The sequence below is a fragment of the Galbibacter sp. BG1 genome (assembly GCF_013391805.1).
Lineage (GTDB): Bacteria > Bacteroidota > Bacteroidia > Flavobacteriales > Flavobacteriaceae > Galbibacter.
Genome location: NZ_CP058364.1, coordinates 641,618 through 667,917, shown reverse-complemented (window position 1 = coordinate 667,917; position 26,300 = coordinate 641,618). Strand labels below are relative to the sequence as shown.

Here is a 26,300-nt window from a genome sequence, read left to right as displayed (position 1 = left end):
TTACATTTAAGAAAAAGAAACGTTATGAACTTTAAATCCTTTTGGCTTGTAAGCTTTATTTTACTTACTGCATGCGGTGGGGTGCAAGTAGCTTACGACTACGATAAGAAAACAGATTTTTCCGAATATAAAAGCTACGATTACTACCCCGACTTGCAAACTGGTTTAAGCCAGTTGGACAACAAGCGGTTAATGCGTAACATCGACAGTATCATGGAAGCTCGTGGCTACGAAAATTCTTCCACCCCAGATATTTATATCAATATCGTCAGCGCGAGCAGGCCAAAGCCCAATAATAGTTCTGTAGGAATTGGTATTGGTGGAACCGGAAGAAATATGGGAGGTGGTGTTTCCGTAGGTGTGCCTGTAGGTGGAAACGAATCTTACCGCGAAATAACTGTTGATATTGTGGATGCTGCAAATGATGAATTGGTTTGGCAGGCTGTGAGCGAGGGTACAATTTCCGAACAGATGACACCCGCCATGCGCAGCGAAAAACTAAAGAAAGTTGCAGAAAAGGTATTCTCCAATTATCCGCCACAAAGAAAATAAACCATTTCCCATGTTTCCAATTCGTATTTTTTGTGTCTTTTTAATTGTGTTGAATGGTTATAGCCTTTCAGCACAGGATAGCAGTCTAGAACAGGCAAATAGTTTAATAAAAAAAGGGAGCATAAAAGAAGCTCGGGAGTTATTGCTGGCATCCTACAATAAAAGGAAAGATCCTAAAATAACGGAACGGTTAGGCGATGTTTATGGTATTGAAAAGAATTGGGATGAAGCTTCTAAATATTACAAAGAGCTAGTAAACCAATTTCCAGAAAATGCCAATTATCATTTTAAATATGGAGGTGTTTTAGGGATGATTGCCTTAGAAAGTAAAATACGGGCACTTTCCGTTTTAGGGGATGTAAAAAAACATTTTAAAAAAGCGGCTCAGCTCGACCCTGAAAATTTGGAGGTGCGTTGGGCTTCTATCGACCTCTATTTAAAACTCCCAGGTATTTTAGGTGGCAGTACAGATAAGGCTTATCAATATTCTAAGGAACTATCTTCCATTTCGCCGTTGGAAGGCTTTTTATCCAAAGCTTTTATTGAAAAGGAAGAAGGAAATAGTGATTTGGCCGAAGTTTACAACAAAAGAGCGTTGGATATGGTTGCTGAAAAAGGTTTTCCTACCAGAACTTATAAAAGAAAAGATATTCACTATCAAATTGGGGAAGTTTCAGCAAACTATAATTATAAGAAACAAGTAGGGATCCATCATTTATTGACTTTTGAAAGCTTATACTCACCCGAAAGTGTAATTCCTTTATCAGATGTTTACATGCAATTAGCCAAGTTGTACCGACTTCAAAATGATAAGGAAAAAGCTAGCTTCTATCTCCAAAAGGCAAAAGAGGTAAATCCTTCTGATGAAAAGTTTGAAAAGGAAGCTGCCCTAATCAATAAATTATAAAGTTTAGATAACAATATGTTACCCAGTTTTTGGGTTTAGATGAATCTCCCATTATCTTTACAGCTTCAATAAAAAGTACTATTTTGAAAATACATTTTATAGCCATTGGCGGAAGCGCCATGCACAATTTGGCATTGGCATTAAACCAAAAAGGATATCAAATAACTGGTAGCGACGATATTATTTATGAGCCTTCAAAATCCCGTTTGGAGAAAGTAGGTTTGTGTCCGCCAGATTTTGGGTGGTTTCCAGATAAAATCACTACAGATATTGACGCTGTAATTTTGGGAATGCATGCCAAACCAGACAATCCAGAATTGGCAAAGGCTAAAGAGCTGGGATTGAAAATTTATTCGTATCCCGAGTTTATTTTTGAACAAAGTAAGTACAAAACCAGAGTGGTAATTGGCGGTAGCCATGGTAAAACAACTATAACTTCAATGATTCTTCATGTGCTGCACTACCACGATCGTGAAGTGGATTACATGGTGGGAGCGCAGTTGGAAGGGTTTGATACCATGGTGAAACTCACCGAAGAAAATGATTTTATAGTACTGGAAGGGGACGAATACCTTTCTTCCCCCATCGATAGGCGGCCTAAGTTCCATCTATACCAACCCAACATAGCCTTGCTTAGCGGAATCGCTTGGGATCATATTAATGTATTTCCAACATTTGAAAATTACGTAGAGCAGTTTAAAATATTTGTAGATTCTATTGTAGAGGGAGGAAGCATTACTTATAACGAAGAAGATGCCGAAGTTGTAAATGTAGTTGAAGCTTCGGAAAATCAAATTCGAAAAATACCGTACAATACCCCAGAATTTACTGTAGCAGATGGCGTTACTTATTTGGAGACTCCAGAAGGAGAAATGCCAATCGAGGTATTTGGAAGGCATAATTTAAACAATTTGGCTGGTGCCAAATGGATTTGCCAGCATATGGGTGTTGATGAAGACGACTTTTTCGAAGCTATTTCAAGTTTTAAAGGAGCTTCCAAAAGGCTGGATAAATTGGCAGAAAATGGGAACAGCGTTATTTATAAAGATTTCGCCCATGCCCCTAGCAAAGTAGGAGCTACATTAACAGCTGTTAGGGAACAGTATCCTACAAGAAAAGTGATAGCATGTTTAGAACTGCATACCTATAGTAGTCTAAATGCTACCTTTTTGAAGGAATATAGAAACACTTTAGACAATGCCGATGTAGCTGTGGTTTTTTTCTCTCCTGAAGCGGTAAAAATTAAACAGCTAGAAGAAGTTTCTGCAGCACAGATTGAGGAGGCTTTTAATCGTAAGGATTTAATTGTCTTTACCAATCCCGAAGAATTTCAAACATACCTTTTCAATCTAAATTTAAATAATACCGCCTTGCTTTTAATGAGCAGCGGGAATTATGGGGGGCTTAATTTTGAAAAAGTTAAAGAATTGATTTAAATATCAAATTAAAGGGCTGGATTTTAATACTGCATTTGTCCCCATTGCGCTTTCCCGAGGGATGTAACAATGGGGTTTATTTGCAAGCTGTTAATAGATGTTACTCAATGTTTTTTATAACAAATTCACTTCTCCTGTTAAGCTGATGTTGTTTTTCGTTGCAATCAATCGATCCATTTTCGCAGTCAACAATGAGGTCGTTTTCCCCATATCCTTTCGCACTTAACCTTGATGCTTCAATTCCCTTGGAAATAAGGTATTTCATAGTGCTTTTTGCTCTTTTGTCAGATAGCTCTTCATTATAAGCATCGGTACCACGCTGATCGGTGTGCGAGCCTATTTCAATTTTCATTTTTGGATATTGGTTCATTTTTTCGACCACAAAGTCTAGGATAGGTTTGGCATCTTCACGGATATTCCATTTATCAAAATCAAAATAAATTTTTTCAATTTTAATCATCAGTTTATCATCTATCTTAACCATATCGGTATCTACCTTGTCGAACGATTGTAATTGAAAATCTGCGGTGATCGTTTTTTCCCTTTCGCCATCGAGGGAAATGGTTTTTTCAGATTTTACATAGGTTGGCTTTGTCACACTAAGCAGATAACTGTTGTTACTTTTTAAATTAAATTTATAAATCCCTTCAGGATCGGTCGAAGTGCTTTCAAGAAGGTTATCGTCGAGGTCTTTAACGCTTAGGGATGCGTTGGCAATAGGTTCTCCAGTCGTCATATCCGTCACCGTTCCTGTAATGTATTGCGAAGGGACAATAAGACTGAATTCTTTAAATTCTTTTATTTTATAAATGTCATCATCACCTTTTCCATCGGGTCTGTTGGACGACACATAACCATCTTTGGTACCTTCATCCAAATAAAAAGAAAAATCGTCAAATCTACTGTTTATGGGCAAACCAACATTTAATGGCTTTTGATAGACTCCATTTTCGATAACACTTACAAAAACATCCAATAGTCCCATACCCGCATGGCCATCCGAAGAGAAATACAAAAGGTTGCTGCTGGAAATATAGGGAAATTGCTCTCGTTTGGGGGTATTTACATTAGGGCCAACGTTTACTGGTTTCCCGTAACTGCCATCTTCCAGGATCTCTACACCGTAGATATCGAATGAACCGAACGAACCCGGCATATCGGAAGCGAAAAATAAATACTTTTCATCGGGGGAAAGCGCTGGGTGCTCTACGGAATAATCTTTACCGTTAAATGGAAGCGGTTGTACATTGGTCCATTCGTCTTCAATTAATTCCGCTTTGTAAATCATAAGATGCGAGATATCATCCTTATCTCTTTTTTCACTATTTCGTGTAAAATACATGGTTTTTCCATCTTTGGTAAAAATGGCATTCGACTCGTGGAGTTTGGTATTTATTGACCCAGAGAAATTTTTGCTTTTTGGGTTTTCGTCAAAAAAAGCAGTGGTATCTATGGAGTATAGATCTAGATACTCTTGATTGTTCCATTTGTATTTTTTACTGAAGAGACTTGGGCTTCTATCTGCTGTGGCATACACGATGGTGCTACCGTAGGGATACGCTCCAAAGTCAGAATTTGGCGTGTTTATTGCCAGATTTTCCATTTTAAAACGGTTACCGAGCCCTTTTACTCTTTCCAGCAGTTTTAATTCCTGTTGATAGCTTTCTAGGGTACTGTTACGTTCTATATATTTTTTCATCCAAACATCAGACGCTTCGGTCTTGCCCAATGCCAAAAGGGCTTGCGAATATTTAAAGAGATAATCGTCTGGAACATTTTCTTCATTTTTAGAAAGAAGCATCCCATAGTAGGTGGCAGCTTCTTCCATCATCCCAGTAAAGTAGTAACAATCTCCAATTCTTTTTATGGTGTGTGGGGTGTTATTATCTGGCAAAGATTTTAAATACAATGGCAATGCCTTGCTATAATAGGTCTTGGAAAAAAAGCCGTCGGCCCTTTCCAGTTCAGAGTTTTGAGCATTTAGGTGTACGGTTAGTAATATAGCTATAAGTGTAAAAATTTTTTTCATGGCAATGCTTTTAAAAGAATCTTGGAGATTTGTTATAGCCTCGGTTGAGGCCTAAGAAATCTAAATTAAAGAGCACGAAAACTTCATGCGTCCCAGAGTTGAAATTACCCAAATTACTTGTCGTATAATCGTATGCATATCCGAGTCTAAGATTTGGAGTTACCTTTACGTTAAACATGGCACTAACAGCATCATCCAGTCTATAAGACAAGCCGCCTTCAAACATTTCATTAAATAGGAAATTAGCAGAAAGATCTATAGACAATGGCGCTCCACTTACAAATCGTGACATAAAGGAAGGCTTGAATTTTACGTTTTGACTAATATCGAATACATAACCACCAGTAAAAAATACGTGAATTTCTTCCGAACCTAAACTGTTTATACCATCCTGTTCTTCCAAATGTTTGTTGTTTAAGAAATTTGGAGCCGACAATCCTACATAATATTTATCACCGTACAAAAATGCACCAGCTCCTATGTTTGGATATGTTTCAGAAATATTTTCGGCAAATGCTGGATCCGTTGAAAAGTCACCCGAGTTGAGCTGGATGTCATTAAATCTAGTACTAAACAGCGTTACTCCTGCGTTTATCCCTAGGGATAAATAGCTATCGTAACCGAGTTGCAGGATATAAGCGAAATTTGCATAGATATTGTCTTCATTTATCCAACCATCACCTATTTCATCGTGCACGATAGTTCCTCCTACTTGTATGCGTTGCGATATGGGCGTATGAATAAAGAAAGTTCCCGTTTTTGGAGCACCTTCTGCACCAACCCATTGAGATCTGTAAAGTGCGCCAGTATTTAGAATACCGGCATCTCCTGTAGCGTATGCAGGATTTACCACACTTAAATTATACATGTATTGGGTGTATGCAGGGTCTTGTTGCCCCATAGCGGAAAAGCAAATAAATAGGAACAAGAATAGGGGTAGAATAGTAGTTCTCATTTTCTTTTTCTTTTTAATAACAACATATTTTTTTCGTTGTTAGATTTTGCAACCTGATAAAGCATATCTGTCTTTTTAAGGAAAACTGAAAAAGCTAGAAGTAGAGTAGCTTCAAAAGCATACGAAATCAAGGCTGAAAATCTCATTAGTAGGTTATTAAAGTCCATTATTTTTTATCTGTTTAGGTATAATTTACCTTGATGTGGCTTTCTATTATCCCTGTTAAAGTTGATGATGTAGAAGTAAACACCGTTCGGCACCACTTTGTCTCCAATAGTTCGGCTTTGGTTTGAAGTTCCATCCCAAAATAAATTATCGGAGCCTTTAAAAACGATATTTCCATATCGGTTGTAAATCTCGATGGTGTAATCTGGATAAATAAATTGTACGTTCACGAGTTCGAAAGTATCGTTGATGCCATCTGCATTTGGTGAGAATCCATCAGGAATAAATAGTGGGAATTGATCACCATCGCAAGCGGTTAGGTCTACTGTTATTTCCAATCTGTCGAAACTTTCACACCCTTTCTCTTCATTGAAAGTGGCCGCATAATAGGTTTGCCCATTTTCAAGTAGGGTGGTAGTAGGTAATTCATTTCCGTTTACGGGAGCATCAAACCATAAAATACTCAAAGAAGAATCGTAGATTAAATTGTTTTCTAAATCTTCTAAAGTAGGATTAGTCACCCCGCAAAATAGATTGCCATCCTCCTCGATATCCGGAGCAGGGTTGTCGGTAACAATAACGTTCAATGCAATTCTGTTAGCGCTTAAACATCCGTTGGCACCTTGACTGGCTGCGAAGTAAGTCATCGTAGTTAGTGGGTCATCATTTGCTATTGGAGTATTGCTGTCTGGAGCATCAAACCACACAAGAGAACTCGCATTGGTTACAAAGCTGCTTAAGTTTTCAACAATAGGTTGGGCGATCAAACAGAAATCAACTTCAGTTGTCGAAAACATGGGGTCGGCAGGGTCTTCTACAACTACTGTAACTTCCAAGCGATTTGTAGTCTCACATCCCGAAGTTACATCGGTTTCCGATATGTAATAAGTAGTATTATCAATCAAAAGAGTTCCTAAGTCGTATGGGGTTCCACCAGTTGCAGCGTCGTAGGCAGTTAAAGTTCCACCTAAATCTGGATTGATGTTTTCTAAAAGTTCAGTAATAGTTCGAGCATCTACTGCGCAAAAAATATTTCCATTGGCATTTAAGGTGGGTTGCGGATTTATAACGGTTACTGAAACCAATGCGGTGGCATCTTTACATGCACCATTTCCAGCGACTGTATAGATATAATCTCCAGAAGTATTTATAGCTGGATTGAAGGTTCCAGAATCAGCATTTTCCAAATTTGAAGGTCCGCTCCATGTTCCTCCTGTTTCAGCATTTGGGCCTAGAAGATCAAAAAGGTTGATTGCCGGGTCGTCGCCACAATAAGAAACAGTGTTGTTGTTTCCTGCATTAGGCGCGGTGTCTACGGTTACTTGTACGGTAGATGAATCTTGGCTACAGGCGTTTGCGCCTAAAACCGTATAGGTATAAGTGTTGCTGGTATCCACTGCCGGATCGAAGATTCCGGTGCCACTGGCCAATGCCGGCATCCATGTCCCTCCGGTATCTGGATTATTTCCCAGAAAGGTAATTAAATCAACAGCAGTATCGTTCGTACAAAGTTCTGCGATACCATCTGTTCCTGCATTTGGAGGTGTTTCTAACGTTACGGTAACCACTGCACTGCTTTCATCGCAAAGAGCGGTAGCAGGAAGTGTATAGGTATACGCCCCAGCTGGATCTACGGCGGGATTAAATATGCCTGTTCCACTGGACAATGCTGGAGACCAAGTTCCACCAGTTTCTGGTGTACCTCCTAAAATTGTGAATAAATCTATAGGCGAATCATTCAAACAAAATATAGTGGAAGCGTCTTGCCCAGCATCTGGAGCTTGCTCCACATTAATGATTACTTGAGCGGTATCGTCTGCGCACATGTCTACACCCATTACGGTGTAAGTATAAGTGCCTGCAGGATCTATGGAAGGATTAAATATTCCGGTTCCGCTGGCTAAAGACGGAGACCATGTTCCCCCGGTATCAGGATTATCAGATAACAATGAAAATAAGTCGATTGAAGGATCATTAGAGCAAACCTCTGCGGTTCCATCCATTCCTGCATAAGGAGGTTCTTCAATAGTTACATTTACAATGGCGGTGTCTTCCGGGCAAATGGCAGTTGAAGGAACCGTATAGGTATAATTACCAGCCAGATCTACATTAGGATCGAAAACACCGGTTCCACTTGCTAAAGCTGGCGACCATGTCCCTCCAGCGTCTGGGGTTCCCCCTAAAAAGGAGAACAAATCAATTGGCGTCTCGTTTTCGCATATTATCGCAGTACCATTATTTCCGGCAAAAGGAGCTTCTTCAACCGTAATTGTTACTTGCGCGGTATCTGGAATAGTACAGGGAGCGGTGGGATCAACAGTGTAAGTGTAAATTCCTGGCGTATCTACGGAAGGATCGAAAACACCGGTTCCACTTGCAAGTGCTGGAGACCATGTCCCTCCACCGTCTGGGGTTCCCCCTAAAAAAGTGATTAAATTTACTGGTGGGTCACTGCTACAAACCATTGCAGTTCCATCTCCTCCCGCGTCTGGTAAAGCTTGAACATTAACGGTAACTATTGCAGTCTCGTCCGGACAAGCATTTTGTCCAAGAACGGTGTACGTAAAGTTATATGAGCCATCGGAAAGCAAGGAAGTATCCAAAGTACCTTGATCTCCGTTGGCAGTAGGTTGAGGTCCACTCCAAGTCCCTCCATTATCGGGAGTGCCTTGTAAAAAATTGAAAAGGTTAAAAGAAGCAGTTTCGTCGTCGCAGATAGCTAAGGTTCCATTTTCACCTGCGTCCACAGCATCATCAAACTCCACTACAGTTCGATAGCGGTCTTCACTTTCACAAGGAAAATCGCTTTGTGTCGCAAAGTAGTCCTCGCCTTCAATAAGAGGGGTAGTTGGGTCTAAGGGAACCGTACCATTTTGTGAATTGTACCATTTTATTTCCGTACCATTCGCACTCAAATCGTTTACAGTAAATACAGTTTGACCGTCCGGGTCAATACAGAAAAATTGAATGGGATCGCCAGTGGGGGCACCTGGATCTATAATTTGTATGGTAGTTGGGCTTCTTCTACTGGTACATCCGTTTTCGGTTTGTTGCACCCAATAGGTGCTTCCATCGGTAAGCGGCGTGGAAGGGGGGAGCAAATTCCCGCCAGTTCTGGCATCGTACCATTCGATATTTACGCCATCAGCCTCCAAATCGGCCACCGTACTGTTGTCGGAAGAACATTTGTCTACCCTTACATCTACCCCAGTAGGGCGACGTCCAAAAATATTTACAGTTACGGCTGTTCTCGCCCCACAATTACCTGTGCTGTTGTCGGCATAATAGGTTTCATTATTTGCTAAAGGGGTCGTCGGAGAAATGGGATTTCCTCCTGTGGCAGCGATGAACCAAGCTATTCCACCACCATTATTGGTGGCCACTAGATCTTCTACTCTCGGGCCATCTATATCGCAAAAGTCTTGAGTAGTATTGGTTACGGTCGGGCATTGTGCCGAAAGGCTATTAGTGCAAAGCAGTATGCTTAAAAAAAAGACCGTTTTTATCACAGCAAAGCTCAAAGTAGTTTTATTCATAACGAAAATCTTAAAATACTTTAGTTCAGATTAAGGACATTTTATTCGGGATGTAAAAGAGCGAAATTTGAAATTAAGTATCATTATTCCTCACAATATTTTCGTTATAAGAATTAATTATTGCGTTGAAATCCTGTTTTGCTTTAACAAAATAAGGATGCTATTTAACATTTTTAGATGTTAAATTAACTTTTATTAAGATACTATTTGTGAGAAATAGACTTCTTTTAAATGAAGTGTTCTCAATTAAAAACGAAGAAATTATCCCCTTTATATTGTTAAAATAGGAGATGAGTTATGAGCGGTTTGGAATAATATGAGAGTGCTATAAAATCCAAACTGTAGTCTGAAAAAATAGAATTAGGTGTGTTTTAGTTTTTTTAATGATTTTCTACGTTGGGTAGATTAAACCCCGAACTGCCGCAAATGATGGTCTAAGTGTTTATACTGCATTTGCCCCCACTGTTCCTTGGTGAAACTGCCAAAAATAGGGTGGGGATCAAATTTTTCTTGACTTTTTAATTTGTGGACTTCCCCCACTAGGGTTAAAAGTTGTTGTTTTTCCTTTTCAAAATCCCGGTTGTCTTTAACAACAAATTCTTTAGCCGTTGGCAATCCCTGTTTTAGTAGCTTGTCGTTATACAATAAGGGTTTGTAGAAACGAGACATTAATTTTGCCATAAATGGCACTTTAATGTTTTCCTTTCCCAGCATTAAGGCAAAAGGTTTTTGGCAATGATGCATCATTTGTGCAACACTCATTTTTCCCCAAGTAGCCTGGGTTTGTGGTGTCAAACTGTTTATACGATTTTGAACAGCCTGGTAACCTTCTTCAGTAAAAATAGATTTCATAACGTCTATTGGTTGATTTTATTTATAAAGTTAACCTTTTTAAACTTGTTAATGAAAGTTATCTTTTCCTACTTAAACTAATGTATAGGAAAGTAATTCCATCGAAATTACTATCTTTAAAAGGTAAAATAAGTATTAAAAAATTTTAAAATAACTTCAAGAAAAAGATATTTAAATTTTTTAATGCGAGAGCAAAGTAGTTGCAAACGTTCTCAATTTTAAAATTAACCCACTAAAATTTAAATATGTGAAAGAGAATTCGGGATCCTTTTCGATTAAAAACTGGAGTGTAGACGATCGGCCAAGAGAAAAATTGCTTTCCAAAGGAAAAGATTCTTTGAGTGATGCAGAACTCATCGCTATTTTGATAGGCAGTGGTAGTAGAAATGAAAGTGCAGTACAATTGTCTAAAAGGATATTAGCTTCCGTAGACAATCATCTAAGCGAACTGGGGAAACTTAATATTTCCCAACTTTCAAAATTCAAAGGCATTGGCGAAGCAAAAGCGATTAGCATTATAGCTGCTTTAGAGCTGGGTAGGAGAAGGCGAGGGGAAGAAGCGCTTCAGAAATTAAAAATTAAAAGTAGTCAACATGTTTTCGAATTGATGCAGCCCCAAATTGGGGAACTTTCCCACGAAGAATTTTGGATTATCTATTTAAACAACTCCAATACAGTTTTACAAACCCTGCAATTAAGCAAAGGCGGAATTACGGGAACCTTGGTAGATGTACGCTTGGTATTAAAACAAGCTTTAGAGCTTAATGCAACCGCTATGATCTTGGCGCATAATCACCCATCTGGAACTTTGGTAGCGAGTGAAGCAGATAAAGAAATCACCCAAAAAATTAAAAATGCAGCTTCGGGAATGGATATAAAGCTCCTAGATCATCTTATTGTAACTGAAAAATCTTACTTTAGCTTTGCAGACGAAGGATTGTTATAAAAATGCTATTAGTTTATACGTATAAAGTTACTCCAAGGCTCACCTATATCATGCGGCATATTTTTACAAAAATGCTGGGTGTGGAAATTAGTATAACCACTAAGGTGGAAGATTTTATTGCGCATAACGGTCCGAAAATCACATATACCAAACAACCATTACAAAATGAGTTTTTTGTTAAAAGTCACGAACTTCTTTTTGAGCAAGGAATATCAGATGTAGAGATTAACATTCATCAATGGGAAGGAACGCCCAGTTTTTTTCCAACTACCGATAAATGTGCGATCCCTTTTGATGTGTTTGCGGCTAGTTTTTATTTATTGAGCCGTTACGAAGAGTATTTGCCCCATGTAAAAGATGAGCACGGCAGATTTCCCGTGGAAGAGAGCCTCGGATTCCAATCTGGTTTTCTGGAAATCCCCGTGGTGGATATTTGGGTGAAAAAACTGCGTATTGCCATACAGCGAAGATTTCCAGATTTGGAGTTTCCGAAGAAAAAATACCAACAAACGTCCATAATGGATATTGGTGTGGCCTATGCCTACTTAAAAAAGGGTTTTATGCGCACCATGGGCGGCACCATAATCGATCTTGCCCACTTGAGGATACGAAAGTTGCTGGAGCGATATCTAGTATTGTTACGGTTTAAGAAAGATCCGTTGGATTTTTACGATGCCGTAACAGCCCTCCATAAAAGGTATAAAGTGCCTACCATTTTCTTTTTCTTGATGGCAGATTATTCTACGTACGATAAGAATATTTCTGTGATCAACCCTAAATTCCGTTCTTTGGTAAAATCTGTAGCAGATTATAGCATTGTTTCGTTAATGGCTTCCTATAAATCTTTAAATGATTTGGCGAGTCTGAAAAAAGAAAGAAAAAGGCTTATCGGTTTTATCAATCGTCCTGTAAAAAGGGTTCGGCAACGGTTTAATAGGCTCAATATTCCAGATACATATCGAATGATGGTCGATGCTGGGTTTAATGAAGATTACACCATGGGCTATACCCGAGAGCTCGGTTTTAGGGCGGGTACCTGTAGCCCTTTCTATTTTTACGATATTAGTTTTGAAGAGCAAATCCCCATTCAGGTAAATTCCTTTTGTGTACAATATACAGCGCTGTACAAATATAAAAGTCTGAAGAAAGCGCAGGAGAAAATTGAAGAGCTCTCGGCGCAAGTAAGGGAAGTAAGGGGGAGTTTTAATGTGGTATTTTCCAACGAAGTATTAAATGGAAATGACCGAAATGCTTGGAAAGAGCTTTATGTGAATTTCTTAAAAATGAATGAAGAAAAATGAAATGGAAAAATGAAGGGATAACAGATGTTTTTTTCGATTTAGACCACACCTTATGGGATTTTGAAAAAAACTCCAAACTTACCTATGCTAAGATTTTTAAGGATAATTCTTTGGAGCTTAATTTAGAGGATTTTTTGAAAGTCTACGTTCCTATAAATTTTAAACTTTGGGAAATGTACAGTAAGGATGAGATCTCGAAGGAAGATTTGCGATACGAGCGCCTGAAATCTACATTCGATGCCATGGCCCTGAATATTAGTAACGATCAGATTTTCAAATTATCAGAAGAATATATTAAATACTTAACGACATTTAACCATTTGTTTTCAGACTCGATAGAAACGTTGGATTATTTGTCCCCAAAGTATAAGCTCCATATTATTACCAACGGTTTTGCGGAAGTTCAGCAGGGAAAATTAGAAAATTCCAATATTGCCCATTATTTTGAAGTGGTTATGAATTCCGAATTGGCAGGGGTCAAAAAACCAAATCCGCTTATTTTTGAAAAGGCGATGGGCATGGCAAAAGTAAAACCTCAAAATGCTTTGATGATAGGCGATAGCTATGAAGCCGATTTTTTGGGGGCTCAAAGCGTAGGGATGCATGCTTTGCTCTACGGCTCAACTAATGATTGTTATAACGTTAATACTCCGGTTATTAAAGAATTAAAGCAAATAAAAGAGTATATTTAGAAAGCAATTTCTTATTGTTTTATACGTTTTATTTGCATGTTACAACTGGCCAAGCTCTTTAAACTATTCTCCCTTTCGGTAATTTTATTACTCATGGCTTCCTGTGTAAGGGACGTAGATTTTGATCAAGCGGACGAATTTGCCATCGAGCCTGTTGTCGAAGTGAGCATTCTCTATTTCGATTTAAAAGCATCTACCCTTGGTGAAATTACCAACAACGATTTAGGTGGGGAAATTGAAGAAACTACCCGTTTAGATTTGTTTTCTGATCCTTTTGTGGAAGAAAATTTGATGGAGGCCACTTTTACTTTCGAGTTCACCAATACCATACAACGTGCTTTTAGCGCTGTGATTATTTTACTGGATGAAGCCGATAACGAATTGCGGAGAATACCTATTTACGTGGGGGAATCGAATGGGCAGGAAAATGTGGTGCGAACTATTGTTAATTTCGATGCTACCGAGGTAGCCCTTTTAAAACAAATGGAAAACTTGACCGTTGAATTAGGGTTGGAGCCTGGAAATCCCGAATTGGATAGCAATTCCCCTGGCAACTTATACCTAAAATCGGCGGGGACATTTTTTTTGAATATTGATGCAGATTAGTCGATGGATTCTATATCTGGCTTTCTTCTCGGGTTTACTGGTAAAAGCCCAAAATAAACAATTGCTCTATAATTTCAATTCCATTCCGCAATCCATAATGGTAAACCCTGCCGCCGAAATAGAGGCACAGGCTTATTTCGGGATCCCTTTGGTGTCGGGTATTTATGCCAATGTGGGAGCCAGCAACGTTTCTGTATACGATCTTTTTGCAGATAATAATTTAGATTTCAATACCAAAGTGGAAAATGTAATCTACACTTTAAGTAGCAATGATGTACAGCGTGTAAGCGAGCAGATCGAAGTAGTGAATGTGGGCTTTAAAGTTGACGGAAGGTTTAGCGATACCTTTATAAGTTTCGGAGCTTATCAGGAATTGGATTTTTTTAATTATTGGCCTAGGGATTTATCAATTTTGGCTTACGAAGGAAATTCGCCAAATATAGGGGTGCCCTTCCGTTTAGATCAATTAAGCATAAAAGGGGAGCTCTTAACCGTTTTTCATTTAGGATTTCAGAAAAAAGTAAATGACAAGTTTACCTATGGCGCACGGGGGAAGATTTATTCCAGTTTAATCGACTTTACATCCACAAAAAATAGCGGCATATTTACCACCACTTTGGGGCAGGATAATTTTTACCGTCACACTTTGCTATCCGACGTAGAGGTGAAGACTTCTGGTTATGCATCTTTAAGGGAAGACGATGTTAATGGGGCAAGGGACGTATATGATATTTTAAAGGGCAGGGCGATTTTTGGTGGTAATTTAGGCTTGGGATTGGATCTGGGGATTACCTATTCCCCCAACGAAAATTGGATGTATACTGCCAGTTTGGTCGATTTGGGAATGATTTTTCACACCAAAGATGTAGAACGTTACACGCTAAAAGGATCTTATGCTCTTGAAGGGATAGAATTACCCTTCGACGATATTTTTAATACTGGAGGGATAGCAGACAATTGGCAGGAATTGGTCGATGAGATTGAGGCTGCCTTCCCCCGAGACACCATTACAGATGCCTATACCACAATGCGGCCATTAAAATTCAATGCTGCCGGGATTTATAAATTTGGTAACCCCAGAAGGTCGAGGGACTGTAGTTGCACATCGTCTAGGGATGGCTTACAGAATTCCATAGGGATGCAGCTATATCTCGAAAACAGGCCCAAAAGCATAGAAACAGCACTAACCGCGTTTTATTCGAGAAGTTTTGGAAACGCCCTTGATGTAAAAGCAACCTATACAATAGATAAATTTTCTAAAACCAATATCGGACTTGGATTATCGACACATTTTGCTAACTTTAACTTCAATTTGCTAGCCGATAATCTAATTGAATATTATAATTTAGCAAAAGCTAATAATGCCTCGGTACAAGTGGGATTAAACTATGTTTTCCCCGTACGGGATTAAAATTTTAATTAATGAAGAAGAGAGTATTTCTAGGGTTTTTATTTATAACCACCCTTATGTTCGCACAAGAGAGCGTAAATAATTACAAATACATTGTAGTTCCTAAAAAGTTCGATTTCCTAAAAGAAGAAAATCAATATCGGGTGAATACCTTTACCAAATATCAATTTGAAAAGGCTGGTTTTAATGCCATCTACGACGATGAGAAAGTTGCCGATCTTCAAGCAAATCCTTGTTTGGGGTTGAAGGCCAATGTAGTTGATGATAGTGGACTTTTTACCACTAAAATGAAAGTGACCCTTAAAAACTGTCAAGGTGATGTTGTATTTACTTCGGAAGAAGGAAAAAGTAAAATAAAAGATTATGAAGGGGCTTACCAAGAAGCATTGGAAAGCGCTTTTGTGTCTATAAAAGCGCTGAATTACGAGTACGATTCAAGCGAAGCATTACAGGCAAAAGTACCAACACAGCCAACAAAACAACCGGCACCTGCTCCTTTAAACCAAAATCAATCTACGGTGGTGGTAAGCAGTGGGGTAGTGGAAGCTGCAGATGAGGTGGTTGAAGAAGCCTCGGAAGTTTCTCAAGCAGCTGTTAACCCAAGTCCCGCAGTGGCAGAAACTCCCAATAAAGTAGAGAGCAAAGGCGTTTTACTGTATGCACAACCTATTGCAAACGGATTCCAATTGATAGATTCTACCCCTAAAGTAGTCTATAAAATTACCAAAACTACCCAACCGAATTACTTTATTATTCAAGGGATGAATGGCTTCGTGTACAAGAAAGACGGCCAATGGATTGCAGAATACTACGAAGGCGACGTGCTTAAACAAGAAGCATTAAATATTAAGTTTTAAGCAGTCTTCCGCTTAAAAGATTTTCTTTAGTTATAATTTAACCCGTAAAATTCAACAAGAATTTTACGGGTTTTTTAATGATTAAATTAGGTTGAATAGTTTGATTTTGCAAAGAAATAAAAGTGTAATCTTATAAAGTTTACAGCGAAACCGAGGAGCGGAGCGACGAGAAAGGCGCTGTCATTTTACTTTCTGGCGATGCTATTAATTATTAAAGCAACATTTTCATTTAACTATCAAGAAATTGACTATTAACCAATTAACTAATACCCATACTTATCTTTCCACCTGCGTTTTAAAAAATCCCTTAGAGCGTTTTCCCTTTGGTTGCTACCAGGATTATAGAAAGTTGTATTTTCGAGTTCTTTCGGGAGGAATTCCTGTTCCACAAAATTGTTTTGGTACGCGTGCGAATATTTATAATCTTCCCCATATCCCAGGTCTTTCATTAGTTTGGTAGGCGCATTTCTTAAATGAATGGGTACCGAAAGATCGCCCGTTTGTTTTACGGTGCTTATGGCTTTATTAATGGCTTCATAAGAAGCATTGCTCTTCGCTGAGGTGGCCAAATAGACCGCACACTGACTCAAAATTATCCGTGCCTCTGGATAACCAATAGTTGTAACCGCTTGAAAAGTGTTATTGGCAATCACCAAGGCCGTAGGATTGGCAATTCCTATATCTTCAGAAGCGGAAATAATCAACCTACGGGCAATAAATTTTACATCTTCGCCACCTTCTATCATTCTGGCAAGCCAGTAGACCGCTCCATTCGGGTCGCTCCCACGTATTGATTTTATTAATGCAGATACGATATCGTAATGTTGTTCCCCAGTCTTATCGTACAAAACCGTGTTTTTCTGAATTTTCTTCATCACCAATTCATTGGTAATTACGAGATCCTCCTTGGCTTCAGAATTAATAACCAGTTCAAAAATATTCAGTAGTTTGCGTCCGTCGCCACCCGAGAGGCGCAACAAAGCTTCTGTTTCTTTAAGCTCTATTTGTTTTTTAGACAGTATTGAATCTTCCTTTAGAGCTCTATGCAAAAGGGTTTCAAGGTCATTCTTATCAAAAGCATTTAAAATATATACTTGGCAGCGGGAGAGCAATGCAGGGATGACTTCAAAACTCGGATTTTCGGTGGTGGCACCCACTAAGGTAATCCATCCCTTTTCCACGGCGGCTAACAATGAATCTTGCTGACTTTTACTGAATCGATGAATTTCATCTATGAATAAAATCGGATTTTTAGTTGTGAAGAGGCCGCCGCTTTGCTTGGCTTTTTCAATAACCTCACGAATGTCCTTAACGCCACTATTTATAGCACTTAACGTATAAAATGGACGTTTACTTTCCGTAGCGATAATGTTGGCTAAAGTTGTTTTCCCCGTACCTGGAGGCCCCCATAAAATTAAAGATGGAATGTTTCCCGCTTTTATTTGTGCCGTTAAAGAGCCATCATCGCCTACAAGGTGTTTCTGGCTTATATATTGCTCTAGGTTTTTAGGACGTATGCGTTCTGCTAAAGGTTCATTCATGTCTCGTCTGTTATTGCTCATTTCAAAATTACAATTTTGCGCACAACTTTATTTTTTATCTTGCTGACAAATCAGCAGTACTTTCAAATTGGTGTTAAATTTGCTATTTATCAGGTATGCAAAAAGAAGAATCGTTGGACTTTTCACTGTGGATGTTGATTTATCCATTGTTTTTCGGACTTTCCATTTGGACGGTCTACTGGTTTGAACTTACTTTTGGCTTCGATTTCACCGATTATGGCATTTATCCGAGGACTTTTACAGGGCTTCGTGGAATTGCTTTGAGTCCGTTTATCCATAGTTCCATAAAACACCTTTATAGTAATACTTTGCCACTTATGATTTTAAGTTCGGCTATTTTTTATTTTTATAGTAAAATCAGCTGGAAAATTATTTTGTACGGTATAATTCTGAGCGGTTTTTTAACATGGCTTATAGGAAGGCCTGCGCACCATATAGGCGCTAGCGGGTTGATCTACGTTTTGGTGAGTTTTGTGTTTTTTAAAGGAATTTTTGCCCGAAACAAAAGATTGATTGCGTTGTCCTTAGTGACTGTTTTCGCCTATGGAAGTATGTTTTGGTTTATTTTCCCCATTGATAACAAAATATCGTGGGAAGGTCATCTTTCTGGTTTTTTGGTCGGCTTCCTACTTGCCATTATTTTTAAAAAAGAAGTGCTACGGAAGGAAAAGTACGATTGGGAACGGGAAGATTTTAATGAAGACGATGATCCCTTCTTAAAACACTTTGATGAAAACGGAAACTTTATAGAAAAATTACCAGAAGAAGTGCCAATCGAAGATCAAGTTCAGACCATTGAAGTAAAATATCATTATAAAGAAACCAAAAACAATGATGAAGATGTTTCTGGAAAACTTTAATTCCCTTCGGAATATTTCTCTACCAGAAATTCTTTAGCGAACGGACTTTGAAAAAGTCAATTATATTTTCTAATTTCCTCTGGAAGTTGGTTTCCGAAAAAGTCAGGCCCGCCCTAGGCTAGCTGATTTATATTGTAATTAAAAATCACATTCTTTGTCTAACCGCTTCATATAGAAAAGCGCCACAAGCAACCGAAACGTTTAAGGATCCAATTTCTCCCAATAAAGGCAATCTTGCTTTTTGATCTGCTATTTTAAGTATCGATGGAGATATTCCCACATCCTCGGCGCCCATGATAATGGCAGTCGGGCTTTTAAAGTCGGCATCAAAAAGAGTGTTCTCCGTTTTCTCGGTAGCTGCTACAACCTGTATACCTGAAGCTTGCATATGAAAGACAGCATCTTTAATATGATCTACTTTACAGATAGGAACTTTAAAAACAGCCCCTGCAGAAGTTTTTACGGTATCTGCAGTCACCGGGGCGGCTCCCTTTTTCTGAATGATAATCCCATGAACTCCAGTACATTCAGCCGTTCTTATGATGGCACCGAAATTGCGAACATCGGATAGTTGGTCAAGTAAGAGGAATAGGGGAGTAACACCAGATTCTATAGTTTCTAAAATTAAAGTCTCCAAGTCGTGAAACTCAATAGGAGAAATATTGGCAACAACTCCCTGGTGATTGTTTTTTATAAGGCGATTAAGTTTTTCAACGGGGACATAAGAAGTGTTTATTTGTTCTTTTCGCAAAAGGGTTTCCAGCTCTTGAAAGAGACTTCCTTTGAGTCCTTTTTGCACAAACACTTTATCAATGGTTTTTCCCGATTGAACAGCCTCGATAATTGCTCGTATCCCGAAAATTTGGTAGTTGTTTTCCATGGTGGCAAAGGTACATAAAAAAACCACCTCGATTTGAGGTGGTTTGATTAATTGTGTAAATAAGATCTACTCTTTTACGAGATTAGTTAACATCCCAGAAAATCTTTGAGAACATTTGGTCTCCATCACTTAGAGTGTTTCGAGCCTCTTCCCAATTCGCTTTATTTAATAATTGCTCATTTTGCGGGTAAGTTACTCTACTTGGAATTTCATTTAGACCAGGAATTAAAGTAGTGAAGGTTGCTGTAACTGTTTGAGTAGTTCCATCTTCATTTTCTACTTCATAGTCATAAGTATCACCAGGAACTGAAAGCGTCATAGGGAATCCAGTTCTTCTGTATTCAGTCCAACTTTCCATACCATCCATGTAAAGGGCAAGATATTTTTGAGTTAGAACTGTTTCTTCAGTAGCGGCAGGCAAAGCTGAAATATAGCTTGATGCGTCACTTGATGCTACACCCCATCTTTCCATCGAAGCTTCAACACCGTTTAAATAATGGGTTTGATCCCATCCTTCAAATTCTGAACGGATGAACTCGATTTCAGCAAACTCAATAATTGGCTGAACGAAATCAGGCTTTATAATTTCAACATCAGGAATACCTTCATCAATTACATTTCTCGCTGGAGTATCACCAAATCCATAAGGTACACCAATAATTTCATCTGTGTCATTTCGAGTATCAAAAAACTGATCAACACGAGGGTCTTCATCGTTAATACTTGAAAAAGGTCCAACACGGTTGTACATTAAATCCATTAAAGACACGGTAGGAGCGAAATCTCTTCTAGCTCCTACAGTAAAAGCATCGTGCCAAGGACCACCAGTAAGGTCGTCGGTACCAAACGTAAATGAAATATTATCACTATTGCTCATCAAAGCTTTATCTGCAGATTCTGCATATACTTGCTGAGCTAAAGTTGGATTTACTGAGTTAAGGTGTGCTGCTAGTCTCAATCTTAAAGAGTGAGCAAATTTAACCCAATTGGCTGCATCACCATTACAGAAGGTATCTCCTTCAGTGAAAACTGTTTTAGATAAATCCATCATGTTTGCAGCTTGTTGAAGCTCGTTCAATAAATCATCATAAATTACTTCGTCAGAAGTGTATTTAGGACTATTGATACCTTCATCTAGTCTCAGCGCTTGAAAATCTGCATTGTCTTTTTGGCCATAACTCCAATAAGGAACTGGTCCAAAAGTATCTACTAGTTTCGAAAAGGCATATGCCATCATAATACGTGCTGCTTGGATCTGGTTGTTATTATCACCATAAGCAGACATTAGATCTGCAGTAGCAGGATCTTCATTAAGACGGATAACTTCTTTTAAATCTGTTAAAATCCTGTAAGGATCATTCCAGAAATCGTTAATCTGACTAACACGTAGCTGATATCTGTTCTCATCGGTGTAAAAAGTACCTCCCCAATATTGTGAGAATCCTAATGTTCCGCGACCGGCAAGCCATTGGTCATTAAGGTTGAAGGCTAGGTCGAACTGCGAATTATTTACTAATTGAGTTGTAGGTGCAACTTCTGGGTTGTCCGGATCTGAAATATAGTCCGTATCACATGATACTGCCCCAAGGCAAAGTGTTGCGACTGCTATAAGTTTATATTTGAATGTTTTCATTTTCATTTTTTTTTTAGAATGATACTTGTATGTTCATACCGTAAGATCTAGTAGAAGGTTGTAAACCACCTTCAAGCCCTTGAATATTACCTGATCCTCCAGAAACTGTTTCTGGATCGATACCATCATAATCTAATCCCCAAGTATAAAGGTTTCTACCGAAAGCACTGATTCTTAATTGATCTACAAATGGGAAAAAGCTTTTGTTGAAGGTATAACCTAAAGTTATTTCTCTCAATTTCCAATAATCAGACTCAAAAACATTTTGAGCATCTACTGTACCAAAGTGAGATTTCGCATAGGTTTTAGCAGGGATATTTGTAGTGTTTGGAGCTGTGTTAGAAACCTCGTAAGTTCCGTCAGGGTTATAGGTAATATCTCCTGTTACACCCTCCAAAACAATACCATCTTCTCTTATGTTATTATCAACAGTTTCTTGGAGCATACCAGAGTACATACCCCATTGGTGAGAGGTAGAGAAGTATTTACCACCTTGACGTGTGTCAATCAAGAAACTAAAATCTACATTTTTGTAACGTAAGCTGTTTCTAACACCTCCAGTCCATTCTGGAAGAACAGATCCTAAATTTACTAGATCTCTTGTGGCAGCGTAAGTTCCTCCGGAAGTAATTACCTTATTTCCTTCGTTGTCATATATATAATCGGTACCCATAATCACTCCGTAAGTCGCTCCTGTGAAGGCAACCAACTGTGCACGGAATGGTGCATTACTTAGCAACAAGGTTTCTAGTCCTTCATCCAAAGAAACAAGTTCGTTTACGTTTTTAGCAAAATTAACATTGATATCCCATTGGAAATCATTTGTTTGTACAGGAGAAAGATTTAATCCAACCTCAACCCCTTTGTTGGTCATTTCTCCAGAATTAATCCATTTTGCGCCATATCCTGTTGAATAAGATAAATCAACTGGGATAATTTGATCAGTCGTTCTATTATTGTAATAGGTGAAATCTAAACCAACTCTTCTGTTGAAAAAGCTTAGTTCAGTACCAATTTCCCAAGTAGTAGTTGTCTCGCTACGAAGATCTGGATTTAATCGAGTATTAGGTAATGTTACTCTACCAGTTCCGTCGAATGGTGTTTGAATTAGCTGAGTGGTTACTACTCTGTATGGATCAGTGTCATTACCAATTTGTGCCCAACCTAATCTTAACTTACCAAACCAGTTGCTACCGCCATCAGTGAATGTGTCAGAGAAAGACCATGCCGCAGAGGCAGAAGGGTAGAAATAGGAGTTGTTGTCATCTGGTAAAGTTGATGACCAATCATTTCTTGCTGTAAAGTCTAAGAATAATTGATTCGCTATTGAGAAACCAAGACTACCAAAAATGCTGTTTACTGTACGTAAATCAGTTGATGCTGGCTGGTTATTTGGCTGATTGTCAATTGGTCCTAAACCATTACTTATGTTATAGATTCCAGGGATAGAAAGACCTCCAGTAGTAGAAAATCCTACATAAGTTCTTTTGCTGTCTCTTCTATTAGCTCCTGCTAATGCTGTTACTTCGAAGTTATCGCTAATTGCCTTTTGGTAGTTTGCAATAAACTCGTAGTTAAATTCGTAAAAATTATAATTACGCTCTAAATAATATGATTGAGCTTGAGAACCAACTGCAGCTCTCTCAGTATTCTTAAAGGAATAAACATCTCCGTAAACCGAACCTTTCAAGCTTAAGTCATCAGTTACTTGATAGTTTAAACTGAAATTACCAAATACACGATCTCTTTCATCTGTTGGATGGTTTTCATAAACAGTCCAGTAAGGGTTATCAGAATAGTTAGGAGTAGCATCATCCCAAGCAATTCTGTTCCATGTTCTTTGAGTTCCATCTAAGTTTTTGTAATTGCTTAGACGATCGTAATCTAATTGACGTTGACCCCACTGAAAGAATTTTTGGGTAACACTGTTGTCACCGTAACCTATTGTAGGACGTTGACCTTGGGTTCTCGCATAGTTTAATACACTAGAAGCAGTTAGTTTATCAGATAAATTTTGATTTAAACTAACTTTCATATTATACTTGTCCAAGTATGTATTTGGAAGTGTTCCTGTTGTATTTTGGCTACCAAAAGAAAATAGGTAATTACCATTTTCTCCAGAGGTTGAAATAGAAACATTGTTAGTGTTAGAGACACCAACGTTGAAAAAAGATTCAACATCATTTTGTGGTGCTACCCATGCTCTTGGTTTCAAGTAGTCTTGTGGAAAACTTTCTTGATCGAAAGCATCCCAGTGAAGCACCATTTGAGATGGATCATATTTTGGTCCCCAGCTTTCGTCAACAGCATATTCAACAAGTTTGTATTGTTGACCATTAATGGTTTGAGTATCAAACGTAAGCTTGCTTCCGCCACCATACTCTCTTTGCAAATCTGGAAGAATTGCGACTTGATCAAAAGAGATAGAAGAATTAACAGTGATACCAAGACCCTTCTTTCTTTTCCCTTTTTTGGTGGTGATCAATATAACCCCGTTTGCAGCTCTTGAACCATATAGTGCAGCAGCCGCACCTTTAAGAACAGTCATGCTCTCGATGTCCTGAGGGTTAATATCGTTAATAGCACTACCCCAGTCAACTCCACCGCTACCTCTTTGAGCGTCAGTTGTGTTGAAGTTTGAGTTATCCATTGGGATCCCGTCTACTACAAATAAAGGTTGGTTATTTCCAGTTACAGAATTCACCCCCCTTATTAGAATACGTTGAGATCCTCCTAAGTTACCAGTAGGAGTATTAACGCTCACCCCAGCAACTTTACCAGAAAGTGCACTAACCATATTGTTATTTTGAGCACTATTCAAGTTTTCTGAATCAACTTTAGGAGCACTAAATGCAAGTGCTTTTTCCTTTTTAGATATCCCCAAAGCGGTCACAACTACTTCATCTAGTGCTTGAGCATCCTGTTGTAACGTAACATTAATAGAGCTTGAAGTGCCTACCGTTCGTTCTTCGGTTTTTTGCCCTACAAAGGAGAAAGAAAGCACGTCTCCAGTGTTTGCTTGGATGGAATAATTTCCATCGAAATCAGTTTGAGTACCATTGGATGTACCCTTTACTACTACATTCGCACCAGGTAGTGGGAGACCATCTTGGTCTGTGATCACACCCGTTACGGTTTTTTCTTGCGCAAAAGTTATTTGCACAAGTAACGCTAGTATTAGCGTCAAAAATCCACTAAACTTTGTTCTCATTTTATAAATTTATTTGAATTAGCTCCGGCGAAGCTGATAAATTTTTGTTAAGAATACAATTTAGCTTAAGTTAAATTTATGGTAAACAAAACGTGAAATTGTTAAAGACATATGTAAAATTAATCTGTATGATATTTAAATTCATTAACTATTAATGAAATCCTAAAGGATGTAAAAATTTGATTTTCAAATTTTAATAAATACAGATTTATTATAGTAATAGAGTGATAGATATAATTTGTGAATTAGTTAAATTTTTGATGCTATAAAAAAAATTAAATGATTTTGTAATTTTATAATCGTTAATTTATTTTAAATTATCAGATAAAATGTACTTTTTTAACGTTAAAACACAAAATTTATCAATTTTATATTTTTTAAGTTTTATGCAATCAAAAAAAGACCCCAATTGGGGCCTTTTTAAAACAACTAAATAATTCAAATTAATTTATATTGGGGTTGTTTTGGATTTCTACTTGAGGAATTTCGAGTGTTAATCTATCATCGTCGTAACTAAAAGATTCTCCAGCATACGATAAATGGTTTGGTCCTCTTGTAATGGTTGCTTTGTTTCGCTTCATGGCTAGATAGCTTTTACCTTCGCCCCAAAGCTCTATTCGGGTTTGCAAGTAAATTTCATCTAACAGCTCATTCCCAGAAAGTGTATTTAGGTATGAGGTATCATCCATTCTTTTGTCTAAAAGAGCTTTTAGGCTTGCGAGCGCAGTGGCTTCATCTCCTGTTTTGGCAGCTGCTTCCGCATTTAGAAGGTACATTTCTGCAATTCTCATATAAACGTAATCGGTTTCTACACTTCGTTGTCCTCCTATGGTTTGCGCAGGTGCGTAGAATTTGCCAATAGGATATAAAACACCATCGCCATAAGCATCAATAAATTGATCTTTACGTATGTCGTTTTCTCCGATGGCGCTATATAGATCATCATCTATAGATTTAGGGTCACCGGCCCAGGCATAGCTATAGGTAAATAAATCCACTTGTCCCCACCAAGATACTAGGTCTAAGTTGTTATCAAGAGTGATGTCGGTTCCCCATATCCATCCTGATATATTTACCGTGTTAAACCCACCTGTAACTTCGTCTGCACCCATAATTGGGTAAACTCCGCTATTTATTATTTCTTGAGTTGTTGTTTTTGCTTCTGAATAATTTCCAATAGCAGCATATGCTTAGGAAAGTGGCCCTTTCGCTATCCATTTATTGATCTCACTTTTGGTTCCGCTGAAACCTTCAAGTAGAACAGCGGCTTCAGATAGATCTTTTATAATTAGATCGTACACCTCTTTGGCAGTAGAAAGGGGTTGATTCTGGTCTTCGGCCGCGATATAAATTGGAAGTATTTCCTCGTTTGGATTGTATCCTTCAGCATATAAATTTGCCAAATAGAAATAGGCATAGGCTCTCATAGCTTTGGCTTGACCCAAATTGTGCTTTGCTGAAATATCTTCCGGAGCAAAATCATTACCACCTAGAGAAAGAATAACTTTATTGGACTGAAGGATAATACGGTAATAGTAAACCCATGGTTTTGCATTATCAATGTCGGTAAAATCTATTGTTGATTGAAGCTGTGATATACCCGAATACCAACCATAGGTTAACCCTGCTAAAACCATATCCCCGCTAAGCATGTCAGAATAAATGTCCCATCCCTTCTGTCCAAAATCGTCATGGTCTAAATCGGTCCCGCCAGAGCCAGCTGTAAACATTAAGGCATACAGCCCACGAATGGTTCCTTCCGCAACGCTAGGGTCTAAATCGGTGGCGCTGTCTATTTGGTCTTGAGAAGTAAACTCTGAGGGTTCAGTTTCCAAAAAGTCGTCTCCGCAACTCACAAACATCAATGCGCTCGTAAATACTGATAATATTATTTTAGATTTCATTTTTT

At 38.3% G+C, this 26,300-nt stretch carries 20 protein-coding genes; 10 read left to right on the top strand and 10 right to left on the bottom strand.

From position 1 onward, the window contains the following. The first annotated feature begins 24 nt into the window (after window positions 1-24). The 3 genes from HX109_RS02990 (at window position 25) to HX109_RS02980 (ending at window position 2,895) form a co-directional block, all read left to right on the top strand. Complete coding sequence (locus tag HX109_RS02990; RefSeq protein WP_178949729.1) at window positions 25-552, top strand: DUF4136 domain-containing protein; 528 nt, start codon at window positions 25-27, stop codon at window positions 550-552. 10 nt (window positions 553-562) lie between these two features. After that, window positions 563-1,459 (top strand): tetratricopeptide repeat protein, encoded by an 897-nt coding sequence (locus tag HX109_RS02985; RefSeq protein WP_178949728.1) that lies wholly within the window; start codon window positions 563-565, stop codon window positions 1,457-1,459. 83 nt (window positions 1,460-1,542) lie between these two features. Further along, window positions 1,543-2,895, top strand: coding sequence for a UDP-N-acetylmuramate--L-alanine ligase (locus HX109_RS02980; RefSeq protein WP_178949727.1), 1,353 nt, complete (start codon window positions 1,543-1,545; stop codon window positions 2,893-2,895). 100 nt (window positions 2,896-2,995) lie between these two features. Here HX109_RS02980 and HX109_RS02975 read toward each other — a convergent pair whose 3' ends face one another. The 4 genes from HX109_RS02975 to HX109_RS02960 all read right to left on the bottom strand — a co-directional run bounded on the left by HX109_RS02975 (window position 2,996) and on the right by HX109_RS02960 (window position 10,432). After that, window positions 2,996-4,924, bottom strand: coding sequence for an OmpA family protein (locus tag HX109_RS02975; protein WP_178949726.1), 1,929 nt, complete (start codon window positions 4,922-4,924; stop codon window positions 2,996-2,998). 10 nt (window positions 4,925-4,934) lie between these two features. After that, the gene (locus tag HX109_RS02970) at window positions 4,935-5,879 is read right to left on the bottom strand and encodes a type IX secretion system membrane protein PorP/SprF (RefSeq protein WP_178949725.1); all 945 of its coding nucleotides are present in this window, start codon (window positions 5,877-5,879) and stop codon (window positions 4,935-4,937) included. Between the two features lie 173 nt (window positions 5,880-6,052). After that, window positions 6,053-9,580: a gliding motility-associated C-terminal domain-containing protein gene (locus HX109_RS02965; RefSeq protein WP_178949724.1), complete on the bottom strand. Its 3,528-nt coding sequence runs from the start codon at window positions 9,578-9,580 to the stop codon at window positions 6,053-6,055. Between the two features lie 405 nt (window positions 9,581-9,985). Beyond that, window positions 9,986-10,432: a DUF1569 domain-containing protein gene (locus HX109_RS02960; RefSeq protein ID WP_178949723.1), complete on the bottom strand. Its 447-nt coding sequence runs from the start codon at window positions 10,430-10,432 to the stop codon at window positions 9,986-9,988. A 247-nt stretch (window positions 10,433-10,679) separates the two neighbouring features. Between HX109_RS02960 and radC the strand changes: the two genes are divergently transcribed. The 6 genes from radC to HX109_RS02930 all read left to right on the top strand — a co-directional run bounded on the left by radC (window position 10,680) and on the right by HX109_RS02930 (window position 16,245). Beyond that, window positions 10,680-11,378, top strand: a complete 699-nt coding sequence (gene radC, locus HX109_RS02955) for a RadC family protein (protein WP_178949722.1) — start codon at window positions 10,680-10,682, stop codon at window positions 11,376-11,378. A gap of 2 nt (window positions 11,379-11,380) precedes the next feature. Beyond that, a complete protein-coding gene (locus tag HX109_RS02950) occupies window positions 11,381-12,679 on the top strand; it encodes a polysaccharide deacetylase family protein (RefSeq protein WP_178949721.1) in 1,299 nt (432 codons plus the stop codon). Next, a complete protein-coding gene (locus HX109_RS02945; protein WP_178949720.1) occupies window positions 12,676-13,371 on the top strand; it encodes a YjjG family noncanonical pyrimidine nucleotidase in 696 nt (231 codons plus the stop codon). The genes HX109_RS02950 and HX109_RS02945 overlap by 4 nt, the downstream gene beginning before the upstream one ends. A 36-nt stretch (window positions 13,372-13,407) precedes the next feature. Then, complete coding sequence (locus HX109_RS02940) at window positions 13,408-13,977, top strand: hypothetical protein (protein ID WP_178949719.1); 570 nt, start codon at window positions 13,408-13,410, stop codon at window positions 13,975-13,977. Window positions 13,978-14,038: 61 nt separating this feature from the next. Next, a complete protein-coding gene (locus HX109_RS02935) occupies window positions 14,039-15,388 on the top strand; it encodes a DUF5723 family protein (protein ID WP_255462750.1) in 1,350 nt (449 codons plus the stop codon). A gap of 11 nt (window positions 15,389-15,399) precedes the next feature. Then, complete coding sequence (locus HX109_RS02930; protein WP_178949717.1) at window positions 15,400-16,245, top strand: hypothetical protein; 846 nt, start codon at window positions 15,400-15,402, stop codon at window positions 16,243-16,245. Between the two features lie 263 nt (window positions 16,246-16,508). Here HX109_RS02930 and HX109_RS02925 read toward each other — a convergent pair whose 3' ends face one another. Next, complete coding sequence (locus tag HX109_RS02925; RefSeq protein WP_178954016.1) at window positions 16,509-17,786, bottom strand: replication-associated recombination protein A; 1,278 nt, start codon at window positions 17,784-17,786, stop codon at window positions 16,509-16,511. Between the two features lie 116 nt (window positions 17,787-17,902). Between HX109_RS02925 and HX109_RS02920 the strand changes: the two genes are divergently transcribed. Continuing rightward, window positions 17,903-18,667 (top strand): rhomboid family intramembrane serine protease, encoded by a 765-nt coding sequence (locus tag HX109_RS02920; RefSeq protein ID WP_178949716.1) that lies wholly within the window; start codon window positions 17,903-17,905, stop codon window positions 18,665-18,667. Window positions 18,668-18,812: 145 nt separating this feature from the next. Here the strand turns inward: HX109_RS02920 and rlmB are convergent, their stop codons facing one another. The 5 genes from rlmB to HX109_RS16260 form a co-directional block, all read right to left on the bottom strand. Then, window positions 18,813-19,547, bottom strand: coding sequence for a 23S rRNA (guanosine(2251)-2'-O)-methyltransferase RlmB (rlmB, locus tag HX109_RS02915; RefSeq protein WP_178949715.1), 735 nt, complete (start codon window positions 19,545-19,547; stop codon window positions 18,813-18,815). A gap of 82 nt (window positions 19,548-19,629) precedes the next feature. Then, window positions 19,630-21,180 carry a SusD/RagB family nutrient-binding outer membrane lipoprotein gene (locus tag HX109_RS02910; protein WP_178949714.1) on the bottom strand — a complete coding sequence of 517 codons (1,551 nt, stop codon included), beginning with the start codon at window positions 21,178-21,180 and terminating at the stop codon, window positions 19,630-19,632. 13 nt (window positions 21,181-21,193) lie between these two features. Beyond that, window positions 21,194-24,391 (bottom strand): SusC/RagA family TonB-linked outer membrane protein, encoded by a 3,198-nt coding sequence (locus HX109_RS02905; protein ID WP_178949713.1) that lies wholly within the window; start codon window positions 24,389-24,391, stop codon window positions 21,194-21,196. A 443-nt stretch (window positions 24,392-24,834) separates the two neighbouring features. Next, window positions 24,835-25,503 (bottom strand): RagB/SusD family nutrient uptake outer membrane protein, encoded by a 669-nt coding sequence (locus tag HX109_RS16265; RefSeq protein ID WP_255462749.1) that lies wholly within the window; start codon window positions 25,501-25,503, stop codon window positions 24,835-24,837. Window positions 25,504-25,581: 78 nt separating this feature from the next. Beyond that, window positions 25,582-26,295 (bottom strand): RagB/SusD family nutrient uptake outer membrane protein, encoded by a 714-nt coding sequence (locus HX109_RS16260; protein WP_255462748.1) that lies wholly within the window; start codon window positions 26,293-26,295, stop codon window positions 25,582-25,584. Between the last annotated feature and the right edge of the window lie 5 nt (window positions 26,296-26,300).